This window comes from Streptomyces gottesmaniae, assembly GCF_031845845.1.
Taxonomy (GTDB): Bacteria; Actinomycetota; Actinomycetes; order Streptomycetales; family Streptomycetaceae; genus Streptomyces; species Streptomyces akebiae.
Window position 1 is genome coordinate 64626 of sequence record NZ_JAVRFJ010000037.1, and the last position, 22382, is coordinate 87007.

The 22382-nt window shown below is 70.5% G+C and carries 24 protein-coding genes; 13 read left to right on the forward strand and 11 right to left on the reverse strand.

All coding sequences use genetic code 11. The annotated features are described in order from the left end of the window. The first annotated feature begins 14 nt into the window (after window positions 1-14). The 4 genes from RM704_RS33605 to RM704_RS33620 all read left to right on the forward strand — a co-directional run bounded on the left by RM704_RS33605 (window position 15) and on the right by RM704_RS33620 (window position 3456). Complete coding sequence (locus RM704_RS33605) at window positions 15-929, forward strand: F0F1 ATP synthase subunit gamma (protein ID WP_033526511.1); 915 nt, start codon at window positions 15-17, stop codon at window positions 927-929. After that, entirely contained in the window at window positions 929-2365 is a 1437-nt protein-coding gene (atpD, locus tag RM704_RS33610) for a F0F1 ATP synthase subunit beta (protein ID WP_033526510.1), read from the forward strand. The genes RM704_RS33605 and atpD overlap by 1 nt, the downstream gene beginning before the upstream one ends. Before the next feature lie 130 nt (window positions 2366-2495). Continuing rightward, window positions 2496-2870, forward strand: coding sequence for a F0F1 ATP synthase subunit epsilon (locus tag RM704_RS33615; RefSeq protein WP_033526509.1), 375 nt, complete (start codon window positions 2496-2498; stop codon window positions 2868-2870). Window positions 2871-3003: 133 nt separating this feature from the next. Further along, window positions 3004-3456, forward strand: coding sequence for a DUF2550 domain-containing protein (locus RM704_RS33620; RefSeq protein ID WP_033526508.1), 453 nt, complete (start codon window positions 3004-3006; stop codon window positions 3454-3456). 28 nt (window positions 3457-3484) lie between these two features. Here the strand turns inward: RM704_RS33620 and RM704_RS33625 are convergent, their stop codons facing one another. The 3 genes from RM704_RS33625 to RM704_RS33635 all read right to left on the reverse strand — a co-directional run bounded on the left by RM704_RS33625 (window position 3485) and on the right by RM704_RS33635 (window position 7314). Beyond that, window positions 3485-5308: a glycoside hydrolase family 18 chitinase gene (locus RM704_RS33625; RefSeq protein ID WP_033526507.1), complete on the reverse strand. Its 1824-nt coding sequence runs from the start codon at window positions 5306-5308 to the stop codon at window positions 3485-3487. A gap of 139 nt (window positions 5309-5447) precedes the next feature. Beyond that, the gene (locus RM704_RS33630) at window positions 5448-6089 is read right to left on the reverse strand and encodes a response regulator (protein WP_033526506.1); all 642 of its coding nucleotides are present in this window, start codon (window positions 6087-6089) and stop codon (window positions 5448-5450) included. Window positions 6090-6126: 37 nt separating this feature from the next. Continuing rightward, a complete protein-coding gene (locus RM704_RS33635) occupies window positions 6127-7314 on the reverse strand; it encodes a sensor histidine kinase (RefSeq protein WP_033526505.1) in 1188 nt (395 codons plus the stop codon). Between the two features lie 153 nt (window positions 7315-7467). On the opposite strand from RM704_RS33635, the gene RM704_RS33640 reads away from it, so the two are divergent. Together RM704_RS33640 and RM704_RS33645 are read left to right on the forward strand one after the other, a co-directional pair. Further along, entirely contained in the window at window positions 7468-8058 is a 591-nt protein-coding gene (locus RM704_RS33640) for a hypothetical protein (RefSeq protein WP_033526504.1), read from the forward strand. Continuing rightward, window positions 8055-8276 (forward strand): DUF5708 family protein, encoded by a 222-nt coding sequence (locus RM704_RS33645; protein ID WP_033526503.1) that lies wholly within the window; start codon window positions 8055-8057, stop codon window positions 8274-8276. Before RM704_RS33640 ends, RM704_RS33645 begins: the two co-directional genes overlap by 4 nt. Before the next feature lie 31 nt (window positions 8277-8307). Here the strand turns inward: RM704_RS33645 and RM704_RS33650 are convergent, their stop codons facing one another. Genes RM704_RS33650 through RM704_RS33660 form a run of 3 tightly spaced genes read right to left on the reverse strand, consistent with a single transcriptional unit; the run spans window position 8308 to window position 10445 of the window. Next, window positions 8308-8880 (reverse strand): cob(I)yrinic acid a,c-diamide adenosyltransferase, encoded by a 573-nt coding sequence (locus tag RM704_RS33650; RefSeq protein WP_033526502.1) that lies wholly within the window; start codon window positions 8878-8880, stop codon window positions 8308-8310. 13 nt (window positions 8881-8893) lie between these two features. After that, window positions 8894-9643 carry an ABC transporter permease gene (locus tag RM704_RS33655; RefSeq protein ID WP_033526501.1) on the reverse strand — a complete coding sequence of 250 codons (750 nt, stop codon included), beginning with the start codon at window positions 9641-9643 and terminating at the stop codon, window positions 8894-8896. A 19-nt stretch (window positions 9644-9662) separates the two neighbouring features. Further along, window positions 9663-10445, reverse strand: a complete 783-nt coding sequence (locus RM704_RS33660; RefSeq protein WP_033526500.1) for an ABC transporter ATP-binding protein — start codon at window positions 10443-10445, stop codon at window positions 9663-9665. Window positions 10446-10546: 101 nt separating this feature from the next. Between RM704_RS33660 and RM704_RS33665 the strand changes: the two genes are divergently transcribed. From RM704_RS33665 to RM704_RS33680, 4 genes are all read left to right on the forward strand, one after another. Continuing rightward, window positions 10547-11188, forward strand: a complete 642-nt coding sequence (locus RM704_RS33665) for a TetR/AcrR family transcriptional regulator (protein ID WP_033526499.1) — start codon at window positions 10547-10549, stop codon at window positions 11186-11188. Window positions 11189-11317: 129 nt separating this feature from the next. Beyond that, entirely contained in the window at window positions 11318-12166 is an 849-nt protein-coding gene (locus tag RM704_RS33670; RefSeq protein ID WP_033526498.1) for a 3-hydroxyacyl-CoA dehydrogenase family protein, read from the forward strand. A 198-nt stretch (window positions 12167-12364) separates the two neighbouring features. Beyond that, window positions 12365-12688, forward strand: a complete 324-nt coding sequence (locus tag RM704_RS33675) for an STAS domain-containing protein (protein ID WP_033526497.1) — start codon at window positions 12365-12367, stop codon at window positions 12686-12688. A gap of 343 nt (window positions 12689-13031) precedes the next feature. Further along, complete coding sequence (locus RM704_RS33680) at window positions 13032-15632, forward strand: orc1/cdc6 family replication initiation protein (protein ID WP_033526496.1); 2601 nt, start codon at window positions 13032-13034, stop codon at window positions 15630-15632. 101 nt (window positions 15633-15733) lie between these two features. Here RM704_RS33680 and RM704_RS33685 read toward each other — a convergent pair whose 3' ends face one another. Then, complete coding sequence (locus RM704_RS33685; protein ID WP_033526495.1) at window positions 15734-16135, reverse strand: hypothetical protein; 402 nt, start codon at window positions 16133-16135, stop codon at window positions 15734-15736. An 89-nt stretch (window positions 16136-16224) separates the two neighbouring features. On the opposite strand from RM704_RS33685, the gene RM704_RS33690 reads away from it, so the two are divergent. Further along, window positions 16225-16845 carry a MerR family transcriptional regulator gene (locus RM704_RS33690; protein ID WP_033526494.1) on the forward strand — a complete coding sequence of 207 codons (621 nt, stop codon included), beginning with the start codon at window positions 16225-16227 and terminating at the stop codon, window positions 16843-16845. 104 nt (window positions 16846-16949) lie between these two features. Here RM704_RS33690 and nucS read toward each other — a convergent pair whose 3' ends face one another. Then, the gene (nucS, locus tag RM704_RS33695; protein ID WP_033526493.1) at window positions 16950-17621 is read right to left on the reverse strand and encodes an endonuclease NucS; all 672 of its coding nucleotides are present in this window, start codon (window positions 17619-17621) and stop codon (window positions 16950-16952) included. A gap of 393 nt (window positions 17622-18014) precedes the next feature. On the opposite strand from nucS, the gene RM704_RS33700 reads away from it, so the two are divergent. Then, window positions 18015-18407, forward strand: a complete 393-nt coding sequence (locus tag RM704_RS33700; RefSeq protein WP_005480204.1) for an SCO5389 family protein — start codon at window positions 18015-18017, stop codon at window positions 18405-18407. Between the two features lie 79 nt (window positions 18408-18486). Here the strand turns inward: RM704_RS33700 and RM704_RS33705 are convergent, their stop codons facing one another. Further along, on the reverse strand, window positions 18487-19515 hold the full coding sequence (locus tag RM704_RS33705) for an LLM class flavin-dependent oxidoreductase (protein ID WP_033526492.1): 1029 nt from the start codon (window positions 19513-19515) through the stop codon (window positions 18487-18489). Window positions 19516-19736: 221 nt separating this feature from the next. On the opposite strand from RM704_RS33705, the gene RM704_RS33710 reads away from it, so the two are divergent. Continuing rightward, entirely contained in the window at window positions 19737-20078 is a 342-nt protein-coding gene (locus tag RM704_RS33710; protein ID WP_033526491.1) for an Rv1322 family protein, read from the forward strand. A 29-nt stretch (window positions 20079-20107) separates the two neighbouring features. On the opposite strand, the gene RM704_RS33715 is transcribed toward RM704_RS33710, so the two are convergent. Together RM704_RS33715 and RM704_RS33720 are read right to left on the reverse strand one after the other, a co-directional pair. Next, on the reverse strand, window positions 20108-20974 hold the full coding sequence (locus tag RM704_RS33715) for an ABC transporter permease subunit (protein WP_033526490.1): 867 nt from the start codon (window positions 20972-20974) through the stop codon (window positions 20108-20110). Beyond that, the gene (locus RM704_RS33720) at window positions 20971-22248 is read right to left on the reverse strand and encodes an ABC transporter ATP-binding protein (RefSeq protein WP_311591801.1); all 1278 of its coding nucleotides are present in this window, start codon (window positions 22246-22248) and stop codon (window positions 20971-20973) included. Before RM704_RS33720 ends, RM704_RS33715 begins: the two co-directional genes overlap by 4 nt. Window positions 22249-22382: the final 134 nt, after the last annotated feature.

A 22382-nucleotide genomic window follows, 5' to 3' on the forward strand; every position in this document is an offset into this window, starting at 1 on the left:
AAGGGACCTGACTCATGGGAGCTCAGCTCCGGGTCTACAAGCGTCGCATCCGATCCGTCACCGCGACCAAGAAGATCACCAAGGCGATGGAGATGATCGCCGCCTCGCGCGTCGTCAAGGCGCAGCGCAAGGTGGCGGCCTCCACGCCCTACGCGACCGAGCTCACCCGCGCGGTCACGGCGGTGGGCACTGGTTCGAACACCAAGCACCCGCTGACCACGCAGGCCGAGAAGGTCACGCGTTCCGCAGTGCTGCTGCTGACGAGTGACCGCGGTCTCGCCGGTGCCTTCAACTCCAACGCCATCAAGGCGGCGGAGAAGTTGACGGCCCGCCTCGAGGCCGAGGGCCAGCAGGTCGACACGTACATCGTCGGCCGCCGCGGTGTCGCCCACTACAACTTCCGCGAGCGCAAGGTCGTGGAGCAGTGGACCGGCTTCACCGACGAGCCCACGTACGCGGACGCCAAGAAGGTCGCGGGCCCGCTGATCGAGGCCATCGAGAAGGACACGGCGGACGGTGGTGTGGACGAGCTCCACATCGTCTACACCGAGTTCGTCTCGATGATGACGCAGCAGGCGCTCGACGCGCGTCTGCTGCCGCTCAGCCTCGAAGAGGTCGCGGAGGAGGCGCCCAAGGGCGAGATCCTTCCGCTGTACGACTTCGAGCCGTCGGCGGAGGACGTCCTCGACGCCCTGCTGCCGCGCTACGTCGAGAGCCGTATCTACAACGCGCTGCTGCAGTCGGCTGCCTCCAAGCACGCCGCCACCCGCCGCGCGATGAAGTCGGCGACCGACAACGCGGGTGAGCTGATCAACACGCTCTCCCGTCTTGCCAACGCGGCCCGCCAGGCCGAAATCACCCAGGAAATCAGCGAGATCGTCGGTGGCTCCGCAGCCCTTTCCGACGCGACCGCGGGGAGTGACAAGTAATGACGACGACTTCTGAGACGGCCGTTGCCACGGGCCGCGTCGCCCGGGTCATCGGCCCGGTCGTCGACGTGGAGTTCCCCGTCGACGCGATGCCGGAGATCTACAACGCCCTTCACGTCGAGGTGGCCGACCCGGCCAACGCCGGCGAGCTGAAGACGCTGACCCTGGAGGTCGCCCAGCACCTGGGTGACGGCCTGGTCCGCACCATCTCCATGCAGCCCACCGACGGTCTGGTCCGCCAGGCCGCGGTCACCGACACCGGCGCCTCCATCACCGTGCCGGTCGGCGACTTCACCAAGGGCAAGGTGTTCAACACCCTCGGTGAGGTGCTGAACGTCGACGAGCAGTACACGGGCGAGCGGTGGGGCATCCACCGCAAGGCTCCGAACTTCGACGAGCTCGAGTCGAAGACCGAGATGTTCGAGACCGGCGTCAAGGTCATCGACCTTCTCACCCCGTACGTCAAGGGTGGAAAGATCGGTCTGTTCGGTGGTGCCGGTGTCGGCAAGACGGTGCTCATCCAGGAGATGATCTACCGCGTCGCCAACAACCACGACGGTGTCTCCGTGTTCGCCGGTGTCGGTGAGCGCACCCGTGAGGGCAACGACCTCATCGAGGAGATGTCGGAGTCCGGCGTCATCGACAAGACCGCGCTGGTCTTCGGTCAGATGGACGAGCCCCCGGGCACCCGTCTGCGCGTGGCCCTCGCCGGTCTGACCATGGCGGAGTACTTCCGCGATGTGCAGAAGCAGGACGTGCTGTTCTTCATCGACAACATCTTCCGCTTCACCCAGGCCGGTTCCGAGGTGTCGACCCTGCTCGGCCGTATGCCCTCCGCGGTGGGTTACCAGCCGAACCTGGCCGACGAGATGGGTCTCCTCCAGGAGCGCATCACCTCGACCCGTGGTCACTCGATCACCTCGATGCAGGCGATCTACGTCCCCGCGGACGACCTGACCGACCCGGCCCCGGCCACCACCTTCGCCCACCTCGACGCGACGACGGTTCTCTCCCGTCCGATCTCGGAGAAGGGCATCTACCCGGCCGTGGACCCGCTGGACTCCACGTCCCGCATCCTGGACCCGCGCTACATCGCGGCGGACCACTACAACGCCGCGATGCGCGTGAAGTCGGTCCTGCAGAAGTACAAGGACCTCCAGGACATCATCGCGATCCTCGGTATCGACGAGCTCGGCGAGGAGGACAAGCTCGTCGTCCACCGTGCCCGTCGCGTGGAGCGCTTCCTGTCCCAGAACACCCACGTCGCCAAGCAGTTCACCGGCGTCGACGGGTCGGACGTGCCGCTGGACGAGTCGATCGCCGCGTTCAACGCGATCATCGACGGTGAGTACGACCACTTCCCGGAGCAGGCGTTCTTCATGTGCGGTGGTATCGAGGACCTGAAGAAGAACGCGAAGGAGCTCGGCGTCAGCTGACGTCAGGCGAATCGTGATCAGTGGGGGGCGAGGCCACACCTCATGGGGTGCGTCCCGCCCCCCTCTGTACTCCCTCTAGAATTGACCCAACACCCGGCGGAGGCGCCGGGTGGTGACCCGAGGAGCCACCTTGGCTGCTGAGCTGCACGTCGCGCTGGTCGCGGCCGACCGAGAGGTCTGGTCGGGCCAGGCCACCCTGGTCGTCGCGCGGACCACGTCCGGCGACATCGGCGTCATGCCCGGTCACCAGCCGCTGCTCGGTGTGCTGGAGTCGGGCCCGGTGACCATCCGTACGAGTGAGGGCGGCACCGTCGTCGTCGCTGTGCACGGCGGTTTCATCTCGTTCGCGGACAACAAGCTGTCCCTGCTGGCCGAGGTCGCCGAGCTGGCCGACGAGATCGACGTCCAGGGCGCCCAGCGGGAGCTGGAGCGCGCGAAGGCGGAGGGCGATGCCGCCGCCGAGCGCCGCGCGGATGTACGACTGCGTACGGCGGGTGCGCGCTGAGCGCAGACGCCGTGTGATGCTGTACCTCAGCCGCGGCTGGGTCTGGATGTCTACATCCCGACCCGGCCGCGGCTGAGGCGAATATGGGTGTTTTTTACGTTCCGTTACCTAGGAGACGAGGAGGTCGGTGTCGATGGTCCTCGCTCTGACTGTGTGCGGTTCGGTGATCGCGCTCGTGGTGGTCGGGCTCTTCGTCTTCGGACTGCGCCGACGCCTCATCCAGCGTTCCGGCGGAACGTTCGACTGCAGCCTCCGCTGGGCCGCCCCGGAGAAACCCGGCAGCGACGAGAACGGCAAGGGCTGGGGGTACGGCGTCGCCCGCTACAACGGCGACCGCATCGAGTGGTACCGCGTCTTCTCGTACGCGCCCCGCCCCCGCCGTGTCCTGGAGCGCGCCTCGATCGAGGTGGCCGGGCGCCGCACGCCGGAGGGCGAGGAGGAGCTGGCGCTTCTCTCCGACGCCGTGATCCTCGCGTGTCTGCACCGCGGGACCCGGCTGGAACTGGCGATGAGCGAGGACGCGCTGACCGGGTTCCTCGCGTGGCTGGAGGCAGCCCCGCCCGGTCAGCGCGTCAACGTCGCGTGATGTCTCGACCACTGATCGTTTCAGTCGGTCACCTCAGCCCGTTGCTGATCGCGTTCACCAGCTCTCCGTTGCTCGTGTCGCCGCTGAACTCCCAGAAGAAGGCGCCGCCCAGCCCCTGGTTCTTCGCCCAGGACATCTTTCCGGCGATGGTGGACGGGGTGTCGTAGCTCCACCAGTTGGTGCCGCAGTGGGCGTACGCCGTGCCGGCGATGGTGCCGGTGGCCGGGCAGGAGTTCTTCAGGATCTTGTAGTCCTCGATCCCCGCCTCGTAGGTGCCGGGGGCCGCGCCGGTCGCCGTGCCGCCGGGGGCGGACTGGGTGACGCCGGTCCAGCCGCGGCCGTAGAAGCCGATGCCGAGCAGTAGCTTGGCGGACGGGATGCCCTTCGACTTCAGCTTGGCGACGGCGTCGGCCGAGTTGAAGCCGGCCTGCGGGATCCCGGGGTACGAGGTCAGCGGGGAGTGCGGGGCGGTCGGGCCGTCCTTGTCGAAGGCTCCGAAGTAGTCGTACGTCATCACGTTGTACCAGTTCAGATGGGTCGCGGCGCCGCCGTAGTCGGCCGCGTCGATCTTGCCGCCGGAGGAGCCGTCGGCGGTGATCGCGGCGGTGACCAGGTAGTTCTGCCCGAATTCGGTGCGCAGCGCCGACATCAGGTTCCTGAAGGCCGCCGGTCCGCTGGTGTCGCAGGTCAGGCCGCAGGCGTTCGGGTACTCCCAGTCGATGTCGATGCCGTCGAAGACGTCGGCCCAGCGCGGGTCCTCCACGACGGCCTTGCAGGACTTGGCGAACGCGGCCGGGTTCTGCGCGGCCTGGCCGAAGCCGCCGGAGTAGGTCCAGCCGCCGAAGGAGTACAGCACCTTGATGTGCGGGTACTTGGCCTTGAGCTGGCGGAGCTGGTTGAAGTTGCCGCGCAGCGGCTGGTCCCAGGTGTCGGCGACGCCGCTGACGGACTGGTCGGCGGTGTAGGCCTTGTCGGTGGCCGCGTAGGCGTCGTCCAGCACGCACTGGCCGTTCTTGACGTTGCCGAACGCGTAGTTGATGTGGGTGATCTTGGCGGCGGAGCCCGAGGTGACCAGGTTCTTCACGTGGTAGTTGCGGCCGTAGACGCCCCACTCGGTGAAGTAGCCGAGGTTGATCTTCGAGCCCGGGTTCGGGTTCGTGCCGCCCCCGGTGGTCCGGACCGCCGCCGCGCCGCTGACCGGGCCGGTCTGGTCGGCGGTGTCACGGGCCTGGACGGTGTACGAGTAGTCGGTGCCGGCGGTCAGCCCGGTGTCGGTGTAGGTGGTGCCGGTGACGGTGGCGACCTTGGTGCCGCCGCGCAGGACGTCGTAGTTCTTGACGCCCTTGTCGTCGGTGGCGGCGCTCCAGCTCAGCTTCACCGAGGTGTTGGTGACGTCCGAGGTGGTCGGGGTGCCGGGGGCGGAGGGTGCCGCGTCGCCGGGGACGCTGGGGCCGCCGTCGCAACTGGCGCCGTTCAGCTTGCAGTTGGCCGGGGAGCCTGAGCCGCTCCCGTTGAAACCGAAGGAGACGGAGGCGCCGGGGGCGAGGGTGCCGTTCCAGGACTTGTTCTTGGCGGTCCAGTGGGTGCCGGAGGACGTGACGTCCGCGTCCCAGGCGGAGGTGACCGTCGTGCCGGAGGGGAAGTCCCACTCGACGGTCCAGGAGCTGATGGTCGTGGTGCCGGTGTTCTTCACCGTCCACTTGCCTTCGAAGCCGGTGCCCCAGTCCTGGGGCTTGGCGTAGGTGGCGGTCGCTTCCGTGGCCGCCTGGGCGGGGGTGGCGAGACCGACCAGGCCGGCGAGGGGGAGGAGCAGGGTCGCGAGACCCGCCGTGACTCTGTGCCTGAAGCGCATGTGCGCCTCCTTGTGGGGTGTCTTGATCATGAGCATGACGTGGCGCAGTGTGGCTGAGAATAGAAAGGTCTGGACCATAGGTCAATGGGTCTGGACCAGTGCGCTCACGTGGGACACCCCGGGGAGGGCCCGGCCGGGATCAGGCCCGCAACTCCTGTGCCAGCACGGCCGCTTGCACCCTGCTGCGCAGATCGAGCTTCCCCAGCAGACGGCTGACATGCGTCTTCACCGTCGCCTCGGCCATGTCCAGCCGTCCCGCGATCTCCGCGTTCGACAGCCCTTCGCCCAGACAGGAGAGCACTTCCCGCTCCCGCCGGGTGAGGGAGTCGAGGGCGGCCGGATCGACCGCGGGCTCCCGGACGGGCTTGGCGGCGAACTCCGCGATCAGCCGCCGGGTGACGGCCGGGGCGATCAGACCCTCGCCGCGCCCCACCGCCCGCACGGCCTCGATGAGGTCCCTCGCCTCCGTGTTCTTCAGCAGGAAGCCGGCCGCCCCGGCCCGCAACGCCCCGAAGACGTACTCGTCCAGGTCGAACGTGGTCAGCACGAGGACGTCGGCCAGTCCCTCGGCGACCACCTGCCGGGTCGCCGACACCCCGTCCAGCCGTGGCATCTGCACATCCATGAGCACCAGGTCCGGTCGCAGCTCCCGCGCGAGCGCCACCGCCCGCTCGCCGTCCGCCGCCTCCCCGACCACCTCGATGTCGGGCGCGCTGCGCAGGATCAGCACCAGCCCGGCCCGTACGGCGGACTGGTCCTCGGCGACGAGCACACGGATCATGCGGGTTCTCCTTCGACTGCGGTGCCGGACGCGGGGGTCACGCGGGCTCCCCGTCCGTGACGGGGAGGGCGGCGCGGACGCTCCAGATCTTGCCGTGCCCCGCGCTCTCGGGACCCGCCTCGAACGTGCCGCCCAGCAGGGCCACCCGCTCCCGCATCCCGACCAGTCCCGCGCCGGAGCCGGGTGCGCTCGGGCCGTCACGGTCGCCGTACGGGCTGGCCACGGCGATGTCTAGGGCGCCGTCGGCCTGGCGCAGCGCGACGGTGACCCGGCCGGGGCAGGCGTGCTTGAGCGCGTTGGTCAACGACTCCTGGACGATGCGGTAAGCCGCCAGTTCCACGGGGGCGGGGAGGGAGTCGCCGTGGTCGGCGTCGAGGGTGACGTCGAGCCCGTTGGTGCGGGCGGTGTCGACCAGCGAGCCGAGCCCGTCGAGGGTGGGCGCGGCCGACGGCTCGGCATCGTCGCCGGAGTCCCGGAGGATGCCGATCAGCCGGCGCATCTCGGCGAGCCCCGCCACGCTGTTCTCGCGGATGACCCCGAGGGCCTCTCTGGAGGTGTCCGGGTCGTCGAGGGAGAGCGCGGCCGTGGAGTGGATCGCGATCGCCGAGAGGTGGTTGGCGACCATGTCGTGCAACTCCCTTGCCATACGCGCCCGTTCGGACACCACGGCCTGGGCGCGGTCCATCTCCGCCAGCAGGGCCGTCTGCTCGGCGCGCAGCCGGGCGGCCTCGGCGGCGTCGCGGTGGTTGCGGACGATCCAGCCGGTGATGGCCGGCATGAGGGAGACCAGGCCGACCACCACCCCGATGAGCAGCGCCTCCGGTTTCCGGAAGGCCGTGAGCGGCACCACGGTGAAGGCGACGGTCACCAGGCCGGAGATCCAGGGCACCCGGCGGGCCGTGGCGGGCGGGCCGTACAGCACGGCGGCGTAGACCAGGTCGGTGAACATCAGGACCGTGATCAGGTTGCCCTGGGTGAGGGTGTCCAGGGTCAGCGCGGCCCAGCCGACCAGCAGGGCGGTGCGCGGCAGGGTCCGGCGCAGCGCCTCGCAGACGGCCATCGCGACCAGGGGCGGCAGGACCCACCAGTGGCTCTCGAACATCACGATGCCGTCGTGGGGCGTACGGGTGTCGAGGCCCAGGCCCCACAGCAGCAGACCGCCGAGGAGTCCGGCGGCGGCGATGCACAGGTCCATGCGGTGCGGGCGGGGCGGTCGTACGGCCATGCCCTCCATCCAACACGGGCGGGGCGCCCGGCGCCTGGTGCCCGCGAACGGTCCTGGACTGCATCTTTCGATGTACCGCGGCCTCGTCACCGGCGACGACGAATCGGCGGCCGAGCGCCGGGAGCCTGGAAGGGTGAACGAGAGGAGCGCATCGTGATCGTCGCGTTGATCATCGCCTGCGAAGTCGGCTTCTGGGTGCTGCTGGCACTGGCCCTGGCCGTCCGCTACCTGCTGAACAAGCGCCGGGCCAGTGTCGTGCTGCTGCTCTGCGAGCCCGTGCTGGAGCTGGTGCTGTTCGTCGTGACGGCGATCGACCTGAAGAACGGCGCCGAGCCGAGCTGGGAGCACGGGGTGGCGGCGCTCTACATCGGCTTCACCGTGGGCTACGGCCACTACATGATCAGCTGGCTGGACGGCCACGCGGCCCACCGCCTGGCCGGCGGGCCCAAGCCGCCGGGTCCGCCGAAGTACGGCCTGGCCAGGGCCCGCCACGAGGGCAGGCTGTGGACACGGACGCTGGTGGCGGTCGGGGTGGCGCTGGCCCTGCTCCAGCTGGCCGTCTGGTACGTCGGTGACGACGGGAACGTCGATTCGCTGAGGTCGTTCCAGTGGGTCGCCCTCCGGGCCGCCGGCATCCACGGCCTGGTCGCCCTCGCCTACACGATCTGGCCGAAGAAGGAACCGGACGCCCCGCGGGACGGGGACCGGGACTCCCGGTACGCGAAGGAGAGGAGCGGGCGATGAGCGGCACACCGGACAGGACGGCCGGCCGGGCCACGAGGAACCTGCTGGAGGGGACCGCCACCTTCGTGATCGGCCTGGTGCTGTGGCTCTCCACCGAGGGGGTGAAGGTCCCGGTCGTCACCTTGACCAAGGTCGGCGTGGTGATGATGTGCGTGGGGGGCGTCCTCGTCGCCACGGGCCTCTACCAGCGGGCTCGCGGAACGACGGGCGGCGGCTGAGCCCGGTCCGCGAGAGCGCGGCGGGGAGCGGCTACCGCTCCCCGCCGGGCACCCACAGCACGTCCCCGACCTCCTTGTTCGCCGTCCTCGCGAGGATGAACAGGAGGTCGGAGAGCCGGTTGAGGTAGGTCGCGGTGAGGGGGTTCATCGCGTCGGCGTGGATCTCCAGGGCGGCCCACGTCGAGCGCTCGGCACGCCGGACCACCGTGCAGGCCTGGTGCAGCAGGGCCGCACCGGGGGTGCCGCCGGGCAGGATGAAGGAGCGCAGCTTCTCCAGCTCCCCGTTGAAGCGGTCGCAGTCGGCCTCCAGCTTGTCGATGTAGAACTGCTCGACCCGCAGGGGCGGGAACTCCGGGTTCTCGACGACGGGGGTCGAGAGGTCCGCGCCCACGTCGAACAGATCGTTCTGCACCCGCACGAGGACCTTGACGACCTCCTCGTCCAGCCCGCCCAGCGCGATCGCCGTGCCGATGGCCGCGTTGGCCTCGTTGGCGTCCGCGTACGCCGAGATCCGCGGATCGGTCTTGGGCACCCGGCTCATGTCGCCGAGGTTGGTGGTGCCCTGGTCGCCGGTCCTGGTGTAGATGCGCGTCAGATTGACCATGTGACCAGCGTAGTTACGCCCCGGCCGTCCGGAAGACCCGTGTGCCCACCGTCACGGAGATCACGGTGAGGCCCACGGCGACCAGGACGCCGTACAGCATGGCCGGGGTGGCGTACGCGCCGACGTACGCGTCCCGCATCGCGTCCACCAGGTAGCGGAACGGTACGAAGTGGGACAGGAGGTCCAGCCAGCCGGGCGCCAGGGACATCGGGAGCATCAGGCCCGACAGGAGCATCGACGGCAGGGTCAGCGCGTTGACCGCCGGGCCGAACTCGTGCTGCGAGCGGGCCTTCAGGGCGAGCGCGTACGACAGCGAGGCGAGCGAGGCCGTCAGCAGGGCCACGAACGCGAAGCCGATCAGGATGCCGACGAGCGGCGCGCGCAGGCCCATGACCAGGGCCGCGAGCACCAGCAGCACCGCCTGGAACACGAAGACCGCGGTGTCGCGCAGCACCCGGCCGAGCAGCAGCGCCAGTCGGCTCACCGGGGTGACCCGCATCCGTTCGATCACTCCCGTCTGCTGTTCGAGGATGACCATGAAGCCCGCGAACGACGCCCCGAACAGGCCCAGCTGCAGCAGCAGGCCCGGCACGAGGACCTGCCAGGAGCTGCCCCGGGCACCGAGCGGGACCTCGGTGAGCAGCGGGCCGAAGAAGAGCAGATACAGCAGCGGCATCAGTACGCCGAACAGCATCGCGAAGCGGGAGCGCAGGGTCTGGCGGGTGTACCGCCCGAAGATCAGCGCGGTGTCGTGAAGAAGCATCGGAGTCCTCTGACCGGTTCTAGACGGCTACGGGGGCGGTGTCGGCGGGGGAGGGCCCGCGCCCGGTGATGGCCAGGAAGGCGTCCTGGAGCGTGGCGTCGGCCGAGCCGCCGTGGGTCAGCTTCAGCGCGCTCGGGGTGTCGTCCGCCACGACCTGGCCCCGGTCGACGACGACGATCCGGTCGGCGAGGGCGTCCGCCTCGTCGAGGTAGTGCGTCGTCAGCAGGACCGTGGTGCCGTGCTCGTCGCGCAGGCGGCGGACCAGCTCCCAGAGGTCGGCGCGGCTGCCGGGGTCGAGCCCGGTCGTCGGCTCGTCGAGGAAGAGGACCCGGGGGCGGTGGGTGAGCGCCATGGCGATGTCGAGGCGCCGCCGCTGGCCGCCGGAGAGCGTGGCGCACTTGCGGTCCAGCAGCTCGGTCAGATCCAGGTCGCGGGCCAACTCCGCGGCCCGCTCCGCGGCCTGGCTCTTCGTCAGACGGTAGAGCCGCCCCTGGGTGACCAGCTCCTCCCGCACGGTGATCTGCGGGTCCACACCGCCCGACTGCGCCACGTAGCCGCAGGCCCGGCGCACCCCGACGGGGTCGGTCGCCAGGTCGTGGCCCGCGACCGTGGCCGCGCCGCCGGTCGGGGGCAGCAGGGTGGTGAGCATCCGCAGGGTCGTGGTCTTCCCGGCGCCGTTCGGGCCGAGGAGGCCGAGGATCTCGCCGGGGCGCACGGTGAGGTCGATGTCGCGCACGGCCTCCACGGGGCCGCGCTTCGTCCGGAAGGTACGGCTCAGACCGGCCGCACTGATGATGGGCATGCCACCAGAAAAACAGAGTCACTGAAATTTTGCAATGACACCAAACTTTGTAGGGCTCCAGCGAAATTCCGCGGGACGACGCGGCGACCTACGATGTGCCCATGGCAGAGGGGCTCAGGGAGCGCAAGAAGCGTGAGACGAGGCAACGGATCTCGGACATCGCCACCGGTCTGTTCCTGGAGCACGGCTTCGTGACCGTCACCATCGCGGAGGTGGCCGACGCGGCCGACGTCTCCGTGAACACGGTCTACAACTACTTCCCCGCCAAGGAGGACCTCTTCTTCGACCGCAGCGCCGGCATCGTCGACCGGCTCGCCCGCTGGGTGCGCGCCCGCGACCGCGGCGAGTCGGCCGTCGCCGCCGTGCTGCGCGAACTGCGCGCCGAGGTCGAGGCGGTCTCGCCGCGCGTCGGCCTGATGGAGGGTTACGACCGCTTCATGAAGGCCATCCACGAGGCGCCCGCCCTGCGTTCCCGGCTGTGGAGCATCCAGCAGGAGATCCAGGACAACCTGGAGGCGGCCCTGCGCGAGGAGACCGGCGCCGACCCCGACGACTCCCTGCCGACCCTGATCGCCGGTCAGATCAACTGGGTCCACCAGACGGTGATGGCCGTCATCGGGCGCGAGATGCTCGCCGGGCGCAATCCGGACGAAGTGTCCCGAGAGGTGCTTCTTCTCCTGGGCGAGATGGAGGGCCTGTTGAGCGAGAAGGTGCTCAACTACGCCGTGCGACCCTTCCAGTGAGTGCTGCTGGTGTGATGTCCGTCCATTGAGACGTGACTCGCGTTACTAAGCGGTCACACGGCCCCTCACGAGCGCTAGTGTCCGGCCGAGAGGTCAGTCATCGACAGCGCGTACCAGGGGAGTCGCACAGTGGCACGGAAGCTCGCCGTGATCGGAGCCGGACTCATGGGGTCCGGCATCGCCCAGGTGTCCGCGCAGGCGGGCTGGGACGTCGTCCTGCGCGACGTCACCGACGAGGCGCTCAACCGTGGCATCGGCGGCATCAGGGCGTCGTACGACAAGTTCGTGAGCAAGGGGAAGTTGGCGGCCGAGGACGCCGAGGCGGCACTGGGGCGGATCACCGCCACCACCGACCTCGACGCGGCGGCCGACGCGGACATCGTCGTCGAGGCCGTCTTCGAGAAGCTGGAGGTGAAGCACGAGATCTTCCGGGCGCTCGACAAGGTCGTCCGCGAGGACACCGTGCTCGCCTCGAACACCTCCGCCATCCCGATCACCAAGATCGCGGCGGCGACCGAACGGCCCGAGCGGGTCGTCGGCGTCCACTTCTTCTCGCCGGTGCCGATGATGCAGCTCTGCGAACTGGTGCGCGGCTACAAGACGAGCGACGAGACGCTCGCCGCCGCACGGGAGTTCGCCGAGTCGGTCGGCAAGACCTGCATCGTCGTCAACCGGGATGTCGCCGGCTTCGTGACGACCCGTCTCATCTCCGCCCTCGTCGTCGAGGCCGCGAAGCTGTACGAGTCGGGCGTCGCCACCGCCGAGGACATCGACCTCGCCTGCAAGCTGGGCTTCGGCCACGCGATGGGACCGCTGGCCACGGCGGACCTGACGGGCGTCGACATCCTGCTGCACGCCACCAGCAACATCTACACCGAGTCCCAGGACGAGAAGTTCGCCCCTCCGGAGCTGATGCGCCGGATGGTGGACGCCGGTGACATCGGACGCAAGAGCGGGCAGGGCTTCTACACCTACTGACGCGGACCGGGCTGACACCCGGCCCCACGTCATGGGCGGCCCCTCCCAGGCATGTGAACGCATGAGCCTCTCCGGCCTCACCCCTTGAGGTGAATTCGGTATCGGTTCGCTCACAGACGGCAACCTGGCGGTGTCAAACACCGTCAGACGTTGCATCACCCACATCACGGAGTACGAGACGCACTCACGGGAGCGCTTATGTACATCAGGGGCGACCACGCCGAGCTGGTCGTCGGGGGCCGCCTCGACGTACGCAGCGCGGCGGACGCCCGTACGGTCCTGCACTCGGCCGTCGACGACGGAGCCGGCGACCTGGTGCTCGACCTGTCAGAGCTGGACTCCTGGGACGCCACCGGACTCGGGGTGATCATGGGAGCCCACCGGCGGGCGGGACGGTGCGGACGGCGGCTCGTGCTGCGCGATGTGCCACCGCAGATGCAGCGGCTGCTCGTGGCCACCCGGCTGCACCGCATCCTCGCGATCGAGGGCGGAATCGGTCTGGAGTCGTTGCCCCGCGTGTGAACGCGTGTGCGGGCTCGTACGTATGGCTCGGTGTGTGCGGGACACCCGGTCGGCACGACCCTCCGGTCGGCACGACCCCTCCGGTCGTCAGGGGGGACTGAAACCCAGGGGACCAGTGCGGACCATGAGGGCGAAACGCACCACGCTCGCAATCCTCACGAGACTGTGATGTCTCGGACGGCGCGGGACCCCGGACTGTCGGAGATACTGTGCGAAGGTTTAGGGTTCGGCTGCCCGCCGCCAGCTACCCTCGAGCGGGTTCCGGACCAGAAGCGACAGCGCGGTGTGCGACACGGCCGGGAGGGGCTCCAGCACACGAGACGCTTTTGGGGGGCTAGGACCGATGGACCCGAACAACCGGGGACCCGAAGAGTACGGCCATGACGACGGACAGGCGCAGAGCAAGCGTCCGCCACGGGACGCGCTGACGCAGGATTTCGACCGGCACGCCCCGGCACTCGCCCGCACCGTCCAGCTCGTCTCGGGTGACTTCCTGCTCACCGTCAATCCCGTCGACGGCAGCGAGATAGAGAACTGCCCACCGGGCGAACTGCCTGGTCAGCCCGTTAAGCACACGCCCGCCGAGCGCGCCGTCATCGACCGCGCCGCCCGGCCGCCGGTGCCCCCGGGCCCCTCGCTGCCCCGACTGCCCCTGCTCCAGCGCGACGAGGAGAGGGCGCGTCTCGTACGGCTGCTCGCGCGGGGCCGCTCCGTGCGCCTGACCGGAGCCCCCGGCTCCGGTCGCACCACGCTCCTCGACGCGGTCGCCGAGGACTGCGCGGATCTGGCCCCCGACGGCGTCGTCCGGCTGAGCGGTTTCCGACGTACGGTCGACGACCTGCTGTACGAACTGTTCGCAGCCGTGTACAGCACACCGCTGTTCCGGCCCGCCCGGCAGCAGATCCTCGACATCGTGCGGGACATCGGCGCGGTGGTCGTCCTGGACGACCTGGAGTTCGGCGGGATCGCGCTCGACGAACTGCTCGACGCCACCCCCGAGTGCGCCTTCCTGATCGGGGCCACCCCCGACACCCCCCTGCCGTCCGCCGACGCGCCCCTGGAGGAGATCGTCCTCGGCGGCTTCGACAGGGCCGGCAGCAAGCAGCTCCTGGAGCGCGTCGTCGGGCGGACGCTCACCGAGGACGAGTCGAACTGGGCCGGTGACCTCTGGTTCGAGTCCGAGGGACTGCCGCTGCGCTTCACCCAGGCCGGGGCACTGCTCAGGCAGCGGGATCGGCAGCGGGCCGGTGCGGACGCCGTCGACGAGTTCGGGGTCTTCCAGGAGGCGCCGCCCGTCGACGCGCCTTTCGACGCCGTCCCGGACGGGCACGACGTGCCCCTGCCGTCGCTCGCCGAAGGGGCCGCGCCCGCCGCGTTGCTCGCCTCCCGGCTGAGCGCCTCCGCCCGCGAGACCCTCAGGTTCGCCGTCGCGCTCGGCGGGGAGATCCCGCACCAGGCGCACCTGCCCGCCCTGGTGGGCGACACCCACGCCGACGCCGCCCTCGGCGAGCTGGTCGGCTGCGCCCTGGTGACACCTGTCGGTGCCCGCTACCGGCTCGCGGCCGGGGTGCGGACGCAGTTGGAGGCCGCCGGGTACGCCGATGACGCGGAGACGCGCGCCCGCACAGCCGCCCAGCACTACGCCTGGTGGGCCGGACACCCCTCGGTGACCCCCGAGCGGGTCTCGGCCGAGGCGGACGCCGTCCTGGCCGCCCTCACCGCGCTCGTGCCCGTGACGACCCCGCCCGGCGAGGACGAGGAGAGCGCCGCCGTGGTGCTGGCCCGGCAGGCCGCGCCCACGTTCGCCGCCGGGCTGCGCTGGAACGCCTGGGAGCGGGCGCTCCGCGCCGGCGCCGAGGCGGCCGCTCTCGTCGGCGAGACCGGTGAAGAGGCCTATTTCCACCACGAGCTGGGCGTCCTCGCGCTCTGCTCCGGGCAGTTGGAGCGGGCCCGGGCGGAGCTGGAGGCCTCCATCGGGCTGCGCAACGTCCTCGCCGACAAGCGCGGCACCGTCGCCGGACGCCGGGCTCTCGCCCTGGTCGCCGACCGCTCCGGGGCGACACCGCCCGGGGGGCGCACGGCGGCGGGGGAGGAGGTGCCGGACGCCCGGCACGAGGAGTCGGCCTCACCGCCCGGAGGCGTGCCGTCGGCATACCCGTCGGCGGGCCTGGCCGGGGCCGGTCTCGGGGCCACGGGCCCCGGCGGGGCCGGTTTCGGGACGCCGACCGGCTCGGGGGTGTGGGGAACGGGGGTGGCCGCGAACGCCGGAGCCTCCTCGACGCCGATGGCCGGCGACAGCACGCTCGTCACCCAGCGGGCCGGCTCCAGGTCGCCCGCGCACAGGCTGAGCAGTCTCAAGACCCTGGTCGGCGGCGCCCGGCGCAATCTCGTCGCGGCGGGTGCGGGTGCGCTCCTCGCGGCCGTCCTGGGCACCGTCGTGACCCTCGGCGCGACCTCCGACCGCAACGGTGACACCCCCGCCGAGAAGGTGGGCGTCAACCCGTCCGCCAGCGAGGGCACCGACGACGGGGGCCTCGTCGCGGACCGTCCCAAGGCGGGCGACGAGAACGACACCCCGGGCACCCTGCCCGAACCGACCGACCCGGGACCTGACGGCACCTACGGCACGTCGGACGATCCCACCCCTTCGGACACGGCGGGGCCCTCGGACGACCCGAGCGGTACGAAGGGGCCGTCGGGCAAGCCGTCGCCTTCGCCGTCGAAGACCTCCCCGAAGCCGACGCCGTCCGAGAGCGACGACGAGTCGGAGTCGCCGACTCCTACGCCCACCCCCACTCCCACTCCTACGCCCACACCGACGCCGAGCGAGACCGAGGAGACCGACGACCCGCCACCCCCCGGCACCACCGACACCGCCACCGCCCCCACGGCGACGACCGCCTCGGCGACCGTGCCCGAGCCTCCGGCCGACACCGTGGCCTGACGGCGACGGGGCGGCCGCGCCGGGAGGAGACGGCAAGCCGCGCCGCGCGAGGGCGGCTCGTTCCCCGTGCTCTGCGCGGTGCGGTGCGTGGCCGTCGGGGATCAGGAACGGTTCCGTGCCTCCTCGGCGAGGCGGCGGCGGGCGTCCGGCCAGGCGATGGGCAGATCGGCCGACGGGGCCTGCCAGAAGGTGAAGACCGAGTCCTTCATCACGGGCCGCAGGCCGGTCATGATCGACCGGTGCGGTTCGGTCCTCGCGTACGTGTACAGCGCGTCCTTGTCCTCCCACGCCGACAGGGTCCAGAACGTGCGCTTCAGGGGTTCGGCTACCAGCGAGGCGCCGTAGGCCCCGGGCGCGCCGGAGACCTGCTTCCACGCGGACAGGGATCGCAGGAAGAAGCGCGGTACGTCCTTGAACGACCGGACCTCGAACCGCGAGGCCATGACGAACGCCTCGGTGTCCGGTGCGGGGGTGTTGACCGTGGTCCAGGGCAGGGTGGGCATGGCTGTGGCCCTCTCCGAGAGATATTAGATACCTTCACTATCTATGTTAGACAGTGGAGGTATCCAACTTCTAGTGCGGAGGGCGACCGATGCGTGTCTCCGAGCTGAGCCGCCGCAGTGGTGTCTCCGTCGCGACGATCAAGTACTACCTGCGTGAGGGGTTGCTCCCGGCCGGGCGGCAGATCTCGGCGACGCAGGCCGAGTACGACGAGAGCCATGTGCGCAGGCTCCGGCTGATCCGTGCGCTGATCGGCGTCCGGGGGCTGTCCGTCAGTACCACCCGGGAGCTCCTGGGTGCCCTGGCTGAGCACGCCGGGGACACCCATCTACAGCTGGGTCTCGCCCTGGGGGCCATCCGGCTCGGCGAGGAAACCATCGAGGCCCCGTCGGAGACGGCGAAGGTCGACGCCCTCGTCGAGGAACTGGGCTGGCACGTGCACGAGTCGGCACCCGCCCGCGCGGTCCTGGCCGAGACCCTGGCCACGCTGCGCACGCTGGGCGCCCCGCTCGACTGGCAGGCGCTGCTGCCGTACGCCCGCCTCGCGGAGCGCACCGCGACCCTCGACCTCGACCAACTGGACGGGATCGAGGACCCGTTGGAGGCCGCCGAACGCGCGCTGCTGCTGACCGTCCTCCTGGAACCCGCACTGCTGGCGCTGAGGCGCATGGCCCAGCAGAACGAGTCGGCGCGCCGGTACGCCGGGGGCTGAGGCAGTGCCGCCCCCGGCGTCGAGTACGCGCAGATCCGCGCATCTCCGCTCGCGCGGCGGTGCGTCCACCGGCCCGGCGGGCCTACGCGGCGGTGGCGACCGCTTCAGAACAGGCGCAGCTTGTCGTCCTCGATGCCGCGCAGGGCGTCGTAGTCGAGGACCGCGCAGCCGATGCCGCGGTCGGTGGCGAGGACTCGGGCCTGGGGCTTGATCTCCTGGGCGGCGAAGATGCCGCGGACCGGCGCGAGATGGGGGTCGCGGTTCAACAGCTCCAGGTACCGCGTGAGTTGCTCGACGCCGTCGATCTCGCCCCGCCGCTTGATCTCCACCGCGACGGTCGCGCCGTCGGCGTCCCGGCACAGGATGTCGACGGGGCCGATGGCGGTCATGTACTCGCGACGGATGAGGGTGTAGCCCTCGCCCAAGGTTTCGATGCGGTCGGCGAGGAGTTCCTGCAGGTGTGCCTCGACGCCGTCCTTGATCAGCCCGGGGTCGACGCCCAGCTCGTGCGAGGAGTCGTGGAGGACCTCCTCCATCGTGATGATGAGCTTCTCGCCCGCCTTGTTGACGACGGTCCAGACGCCCTCCTCGTCCCCGGAGCCCTCCTTCAGCGTGCAGGGCGGGGACATCCAGTTGAGGGGCTTGTAGGCCCGGTCGTCCGCGTGGATCGAGACGCTGCCGTCGGCCTTCACCAGGATCAGGCGAGGGGCCGAGGGGAGATGGGCGGTGAGCCGGCCCGCGTAGTCGACGGAGCAGCGGGCAATGACGAGACGCATGGTCGGCAACGCTACTCGACGCCGACGGGTGCGCGCGATTCGGCTGCCGGAACAGCCGTCGCCGTACTCCGCTCCTCTGCCGTCGCACCCCGCCGGACGGCGTTCGACGACCCCGCCGCTTCCGCCCGGTCACTGTCGCCCTCTGTCACGTCCTCCCGCCCCTCATGTGGACCTTCGTCGTCCCCCGGCATGTGCCGCTGTCAACTCCTGTTCGGCATTGGCTGATTGTGTGCGTCACACGCCCTGTCGGTGCGCGCAATCTCCTGGTGCGGTCACCTTCGGTTGCTTACCGTAGAAACTGGAGGTCGCGGAGCGTGCACTCTGCGTGTTCGCCGACCGATCTCCGCCTTGTCCGTCAACCCCTGTTGTTGTGGGGGTGCGAGAGGAGAACCCATGTCGCTCGACGTCTCACCGGCCCTACTCGAACAGGCCGAGCGAGGCGAGGTCGACGAAGCCGCCTTCGTCGACTGCGTCCGGACCTCCCTGCCTTACGCGTGGGAGATGATCAGCTCTCTGGTGGCCCAGCTGAAGGTCGACGGCGGAGAGTTCGCCGACAACCAGACGCCCCCGCCGGACGAGCAGGCGCGCGGGCAATTGCTGCGCGCGCTCGCCAGTGACGCGATTCGCGGCGCGCTTCAGCGGCACTTCGGTGTACGGCTTGCCTTCCAGAACTGCCACCGGGTGGCGGTGTTCCCGCTGGACCCGTCCGTGGACGACAGGCTGGCCCGCTTCACCTCGATCCGCGGTCAACTCCTCAACCAGTCCCCGGAACTCCGGGACTGCTGAGGGCATGACGCGCCACAGCTTGCCGCTCCCATCGCGGGAGGTGCATCGGTAACCGGGGCGGCAAGCTCCCCGCAGTGGCTCAGCCGAGGTGAGGCAGCACCTCGGCACCGAGTCGCCGTACGTTCTCCTCCGTCGCCGCCAGATCGCCGGAGCCCTCGACGAGCAGGGCGAAGCGGGAGATGCCCGTCCGTTCGCTGGTCGCCGCGAGCCGGTCGGCGCACAGCCGCGGGGTCCCCACCGGGTGCAGCCCGCAGAGCAGTTCGGTGTAGGCCAGCGGGTCGCGCATGGCGCGAGCGCGGCCGTCGACGGTCACATGCGCGTCGAGGCCCTGCTTCAGCCAGCCCGGCATCGCCTTGGTGAGCGCCTCCACGGCGTCGGTGCGCCGGTCCGCGATCTGGCAGACACCGGCCGAGACATGGGCCGCGCCGGAGATCTCCTCCGGCGAACGGCCCGCCGCCCGGGCGCTGGCGCGCCACAGCGCGACCATCTCGGCCTTCTCCTCGTCCCCGACGTGCATGCCCAGCAACATCGACAGCCCGCGCTCGGCGGCCAGCTTCACACTCGACGGCGAGGTGCAGGCCACGACGACCTCCGGACCCGGTGTCTCGTCCAGGTCCTCCGCGGGCCTCGGGACGACGGGCACCTCACGGAAGCTGAATCGTTCCCCCGACGCCGACACCGACGGCTCACGCAGCCAGCGCATGAGCAGATCGAGTGATTCCGGGAAGCCCTTCTCGTACGCCTCCAGCCCGGAGCCGAAGACCTCCAGATCGACCCACGGCCCACCGCGCCCGACGCCCAGGGAGAAGCGTCCGCCGGAGGTCACATGCAGCAGCGCGGCCTGTTCGCCCAGGGCCACGGGGTGGACGGTGGGCAGCACACTGACCGCCGTGCCGACCCGGATGCGCCGGGTGCGCCCCAGCAGTAACGCGGCGAGGGTGATCGCCGACGGGCAGGTGCCGTACGGCACGAAGTGGTGCTCGGCCAGCCAGACCGCGTCCAGCCCGGCCTCGTCGGCCACTTCGGCGGTCCGTACCGCCCGGTGGAGCGCCTCCCCCTGGCCCTGGCCGGGGAATTGGGCTCCCAGTACAAATGTTCCTACGTGCATCGCTCTTCCTGCTTCCTCGGCTCCGACTCGGGAGCTCCCCCACCGGCATAACCCCGTGACACGTGCCGAAGACACGGCCTGGCGACGAGATTTGCGGATTGTCTGCAGAATGCGCCGGGCGGAGGGCGTTCTGAGGGGATTGGTGACGTACGCATACCCCCACCGGGCCCGCGTAGGCTGGACGCCAACCCTGCTCCCTGTATAGCCCCGTGAGGTGTCCCGTGTCCCCGCGTCGCAACCGCCCCAAGGGCGATGGTTCGTCGGGTCCGTCAGGCCGCGGTACGGACGAGGACCGTTCGGACCGGTACGGCGGCTGGCAGACCAGCGAGCCGTGGCGGGGCGAGGAGTGGAGCGTGCGCCATGTGGCGGGCGCGAGCGCGGCCGGCAAGACCTACCGCTGCCCCGGCTGCGACCAGATGATCCCCTCCGGGGTGCCGCACGTCGTCGCCTGGCCCGAGCACTCCGGCGTCGACGAGCGCCGGCACTGGCACAAGGCCTGCTGGAACGCGAAGGACCGCCGCACCTCCCGGGTGCAGCGGTCCCGTAACGCGCCGAGGTTCTGACACCTCGCGGACTCCGGTCGTGGTCTCGGTCAGACGTCCCGCTTCTCCAGCAGGGCGTACGCGCCGACGAACCCGGCGACCACCAGGGCGAGCATGATCCACAGCGGATCCCAGCCCGACGGGCCGGACTGACTGATCTCCGCACCGTAGAAGACGCTGAGCTGGCTCGGGATCGAGTACTCCAGCAGGAACTCCTGCACGTCCTTCAGCGACTCGGAGAACATGAAGATCGCGATGACCAGAGGCGCGAGGAAGACGCCGAGCATGATGGTGATCGCGCCGGCCGAGTGCCGGATCAGCGAGCCCATCAGCAGCGACAGCAGCCCGAAGAGCGCGAGGAACAGGCTCACGCCGACAGTGGCCTTGAACCACTCCTCGCCGTCGGGGCTCACCACACCGTTGTCCTCCAGGATCGCCACCTGGGCGAAGCCGACGAACGCGGTGGTGACCAGGGTGACCGTGAAGGTGAGCGCGAAGAACACGATGGCCTTCGCGAGCAGTACCCGGCCGCGGTTCGGGCAGGCCGTCATCGTGGTCCGGATCATGCCCGTGCCGTACTCGGACGCGGTGGTCAGCACCCCGAGCGTGATGATGCAGACGCTGCCGATCATCAGCCCGAACAGACCGAGGCCCAGCGGGGACTCGCCCTCCAGGTTCATGTCCGTGGAGGCCGCGATCAGGGAGAAGAGCAGTCCGAGGCCGATCACCAGGACGACGAAGACGCCCAGCGTCCACACCGTCGAGCGGACCGACTTGATCTTCGTCCACTCCGAGGAGATCGCGTGCCCGAGGTGGGTGCGCACGACCGGGATCGGCGAGGTGTACGAAGTGCCCGGCGCGCCCTGCCAGTTGGGGGCGGGCGGCTGCTGGGTGAGGGGCGGCTGGGGCGTGCTCATCGGGCGTCCTCGGACTTCGTCAGGTCGGCGGCGGGCGCGGGGGCCGCGGGTGCGGGGGACGGGGCGGGCGCGGCCGCGGGCTGCGCGGGGGCCGGGGGCGCGGCCGGGGGCGCGGACTGGGCGTACGGGTTCGGCTGGGGTTGCGCGGGCGCCGGAGCGGGCGCTGTGGGCGCCGGGGCGCCGTAGGGACCGGCCGGCGGCTGACCCTGCGGTGCGGGGTGGCCCTGCGGCGCGTACGGCGTGCCGCCCTGCTGCGGTGCCGGCGGGGCGTACCAGCCCGGCTGGCCCTGCCCGGGCACCGGCATCGGCGGCTGCGTGCCGGGCGGCAGGGGCTGCTGGAGACCGGCCTTCTGGTCGGTCGTCGAGCGGTAGTCGACGGCGCCCTGCGTCATCCGCATGTACGCCTCCTCCAGCGAGGCCTGGTGCGGCGACAGTTCCCACAGCCGTACGTCGGCGCCGTGCGCGAGGTCGCTGATCCGGGGGAGCGGCAGGCCCATGACACGCAGTGCCCCGTCCTGCTCGGGCAGCACCTGGCCCCCCGCCTCGGTCAGTGCCGCCGTCAGCTTCTCGCGCTGCTGCGGCTCGGTGTCCGGCGTCCGGACGCGCGCGAAGTCGGCGGAGTTCGCCGAGATGAAGTCCTTGATGCTCATGTCGGAGAGCAGCTGCCCGCGCCCGATCACGATGAGGTGGTCGGCGGTCACCGCCATCTCGCTCATCAGGTGCGAGGAGACGAAGACCGTACGGCCCTCGGCGGCGAGCGCCTTCATCAGGTTGCGGACCCAGAGGATGCCCTCGGGGTCGAGGCCGTTGACCGGCTCGTCGAAGAGCAGGACCTGGGGGTCGCCGAGCAGGGCGGCGGCGATGCCGAGCCGCTGGCCCATGCCGAGCGAGAAGCCCTTGGAGCGCTTCTTGGCGACGTCCTGGAGGCCGACGACACCGAGCACCTCGTCCACCCGGCGGGCCGGGATGCCCGACAGCTGGGCCAGGGACAGCAGGTGGTTGCGGGCGTGCCGGCCACCGTGCACCGCCTTGGCGTCGAGGAGCGCACCGACCTGACGGGCAGCGTTCGGCAGCTTGCGGTACGGATAGCCGCCGATCGTCACCTGCCCGGAGGTCGGATTGTCCAGGCCCAGGATCATGCGCATCGTCGTCGACTTGCCCGAGCCGTTGGGGCCCAGGAAGCCGGTGACGGCCCCCGGCCGCACCTGGAAGGAAAGGTTGTACACGGCTGTCTTGGCGCCATAGCGCTTCGTCAGGCCGACTGCCTCGATCATGCTCCGCACCCATCGAACGGTTCGTGACGTCTCGGAATCGTCTCAGGACGTCGGGGCGCACGCCCCCGTAAGGATTAGGACCCTATCGGGGCGCTGACGGTTGCGCCCAAGAGGAAGTAAAACCGCGCAGGTCA

What these genes read in the sequence shown, in the direction of transcription:
- RM704_RS33605 (WP_033526511.1), top strand. Translation starts at nt 15, where the DNA reads ATGGGAGCTCAGCTCCGGGTCTACAAGCGTCGCATCCGATCCGTCACC.
- atpD (WP_033526510.1), top strand. Translation starts at nt 929, where the DNA reads ATGACGACGACTTCTGAGACGGCCGTTGCCACGGGCCGCGTCGCCCGG.
- RM704_RS33620 (WP_033526508.1), top strand. Translation starts at nt 3,004, where the DNA reads ATGGTCCTCGCTCTGACTGTGTGCGGTTCGGTGATCGCGCTCGTGGTG.
- RM704_RS33625 (WP_033526507.1), bottom strand. Translation starts at nt 5,308, where the DNA reads ATGCGCTTCAGGCACAGAGTCACGGCGGGTCTCGCGACCCTGCTCCTC.
- RM704_RS33630 (WP_033526506.1), bottom strand. Translation starts at nt 6,089, where the DNA reads ATGATCCGTGTGCTCGTCGCCGAGGACCAGTCCGCCGTACGGGCCGGG.
- RM704_RS33635 (WP_033526505.1), bottom strand. Translation starts at nt 7,314, where the DNA reads ATGGCCGTACGACCGCCCCGCCCGCACCGCATGGACCTGTGCATCGCC.
- RM704_RS33645 (WP_033526503.1), top strand. Translation starts at nt 8,055, where the DNA reads ATGAGCGGCACACCGGACAGGACGGCCGGCCGGGCCACGAGGAACCTG.
- RM704_RS33650 (WP_033526502.1), bottom strand. Translation starts at nt 8,880, where the DNA reads ATGGTCAATCTGACGCGCATCTACACCAGGACCGGCGACCAGGGCACC.
- RM704_RS33655 (WP_033526501.1), bottom strand. Translation starts at nt 9,643, where the DNA reads ATGCTTCTTCACGACACCGCGCTGATCTTCGGGCGGTACACCCGCCAG.
- RM704_RS33660 (WP_033526500.1), bottom strand. Translation starts at nt 10,445, where the DNA reads ATGCCCATCATCAGTGCGGCCGGTCTGAGCCGTACCTTCCGGACGAAG.
- RM704_RS33665 (WP_033526499.1), top strand. Translation starts at nt 10,547, where the DNA reads ATGGCAGAGGGGCTCAGGGAGCGCAAGAAGCGTGAGACGAGGCAACGG.
- RM704_RS33675 (WP_033526497.1), top strand. Translation starts at nt 12,365, where the DNA reads ATGTACATCAGGGGCGACCACGCCGAGCTGGTCGTCGGGGGCCGCCTC.
- RM704_RS33680 (WP_033526496.1), top strand. Translation starts at nt 13,032, where the DNA reads ATGGACCCGAACAACCGGGGACCCGAAGAGTACGGCCATGACGACGGA.
- RM704_RS33685 (WP_033526495.1), bottom strand. Translation starts at nt 16,135, where the DNA reads ATGCCCACCCTGCCCTGGACCACGGTCAACACCCCCGCACCGGACACC.
- RM704_RS33690 (WP_033526494.1), top strand. Translation starts at nt 16,225, where the DNA reads ATGCGTGTCTCCGAGCTGAGCCGCCGCAGTGGTGTCTCCGTCGCGACG.
- nucS (WP_033526493.1), bottom strand. Translation starts at nt 17,621, where the DNA reads ATGCGTCTCGTCATTGCCCGCTGCTCCGTCGACTACGCGGGCCGGCTC.
- RM704_RS33700 (WP_005480204.1), top strand. Translation starts at nt 18,015, where the DNA reads ATGTCGCTCGACGTCTCACCGGCCCTACTCGAACAGGCCGAGCGAGGC.
- RM704_RS33705 (WP_033526492.1), bottom strand. Translation starts at nt 19,515, where the DNA reads ATGCACGTAGGAACATTTGTACTGGGAGCCCAATTCCCCGGCCAGGGC.
- RM704_RS33715 (WP_033526490.1), bottom strand. Translation starts at nt 20,974, where the DNA reads ATGAGCACGCCCCAGCCGCCCCTCACCCAGCAGCCGCCCGCCCCCAAC.
- RM704_RS33720 (WP_311591801.1), bottom strand. Translation starts at nt 22,248, where the DNA reads ATGATCGAGGCAGTCGGCCTGACGAAGCGCTATGGCGCCAAGACAGCC.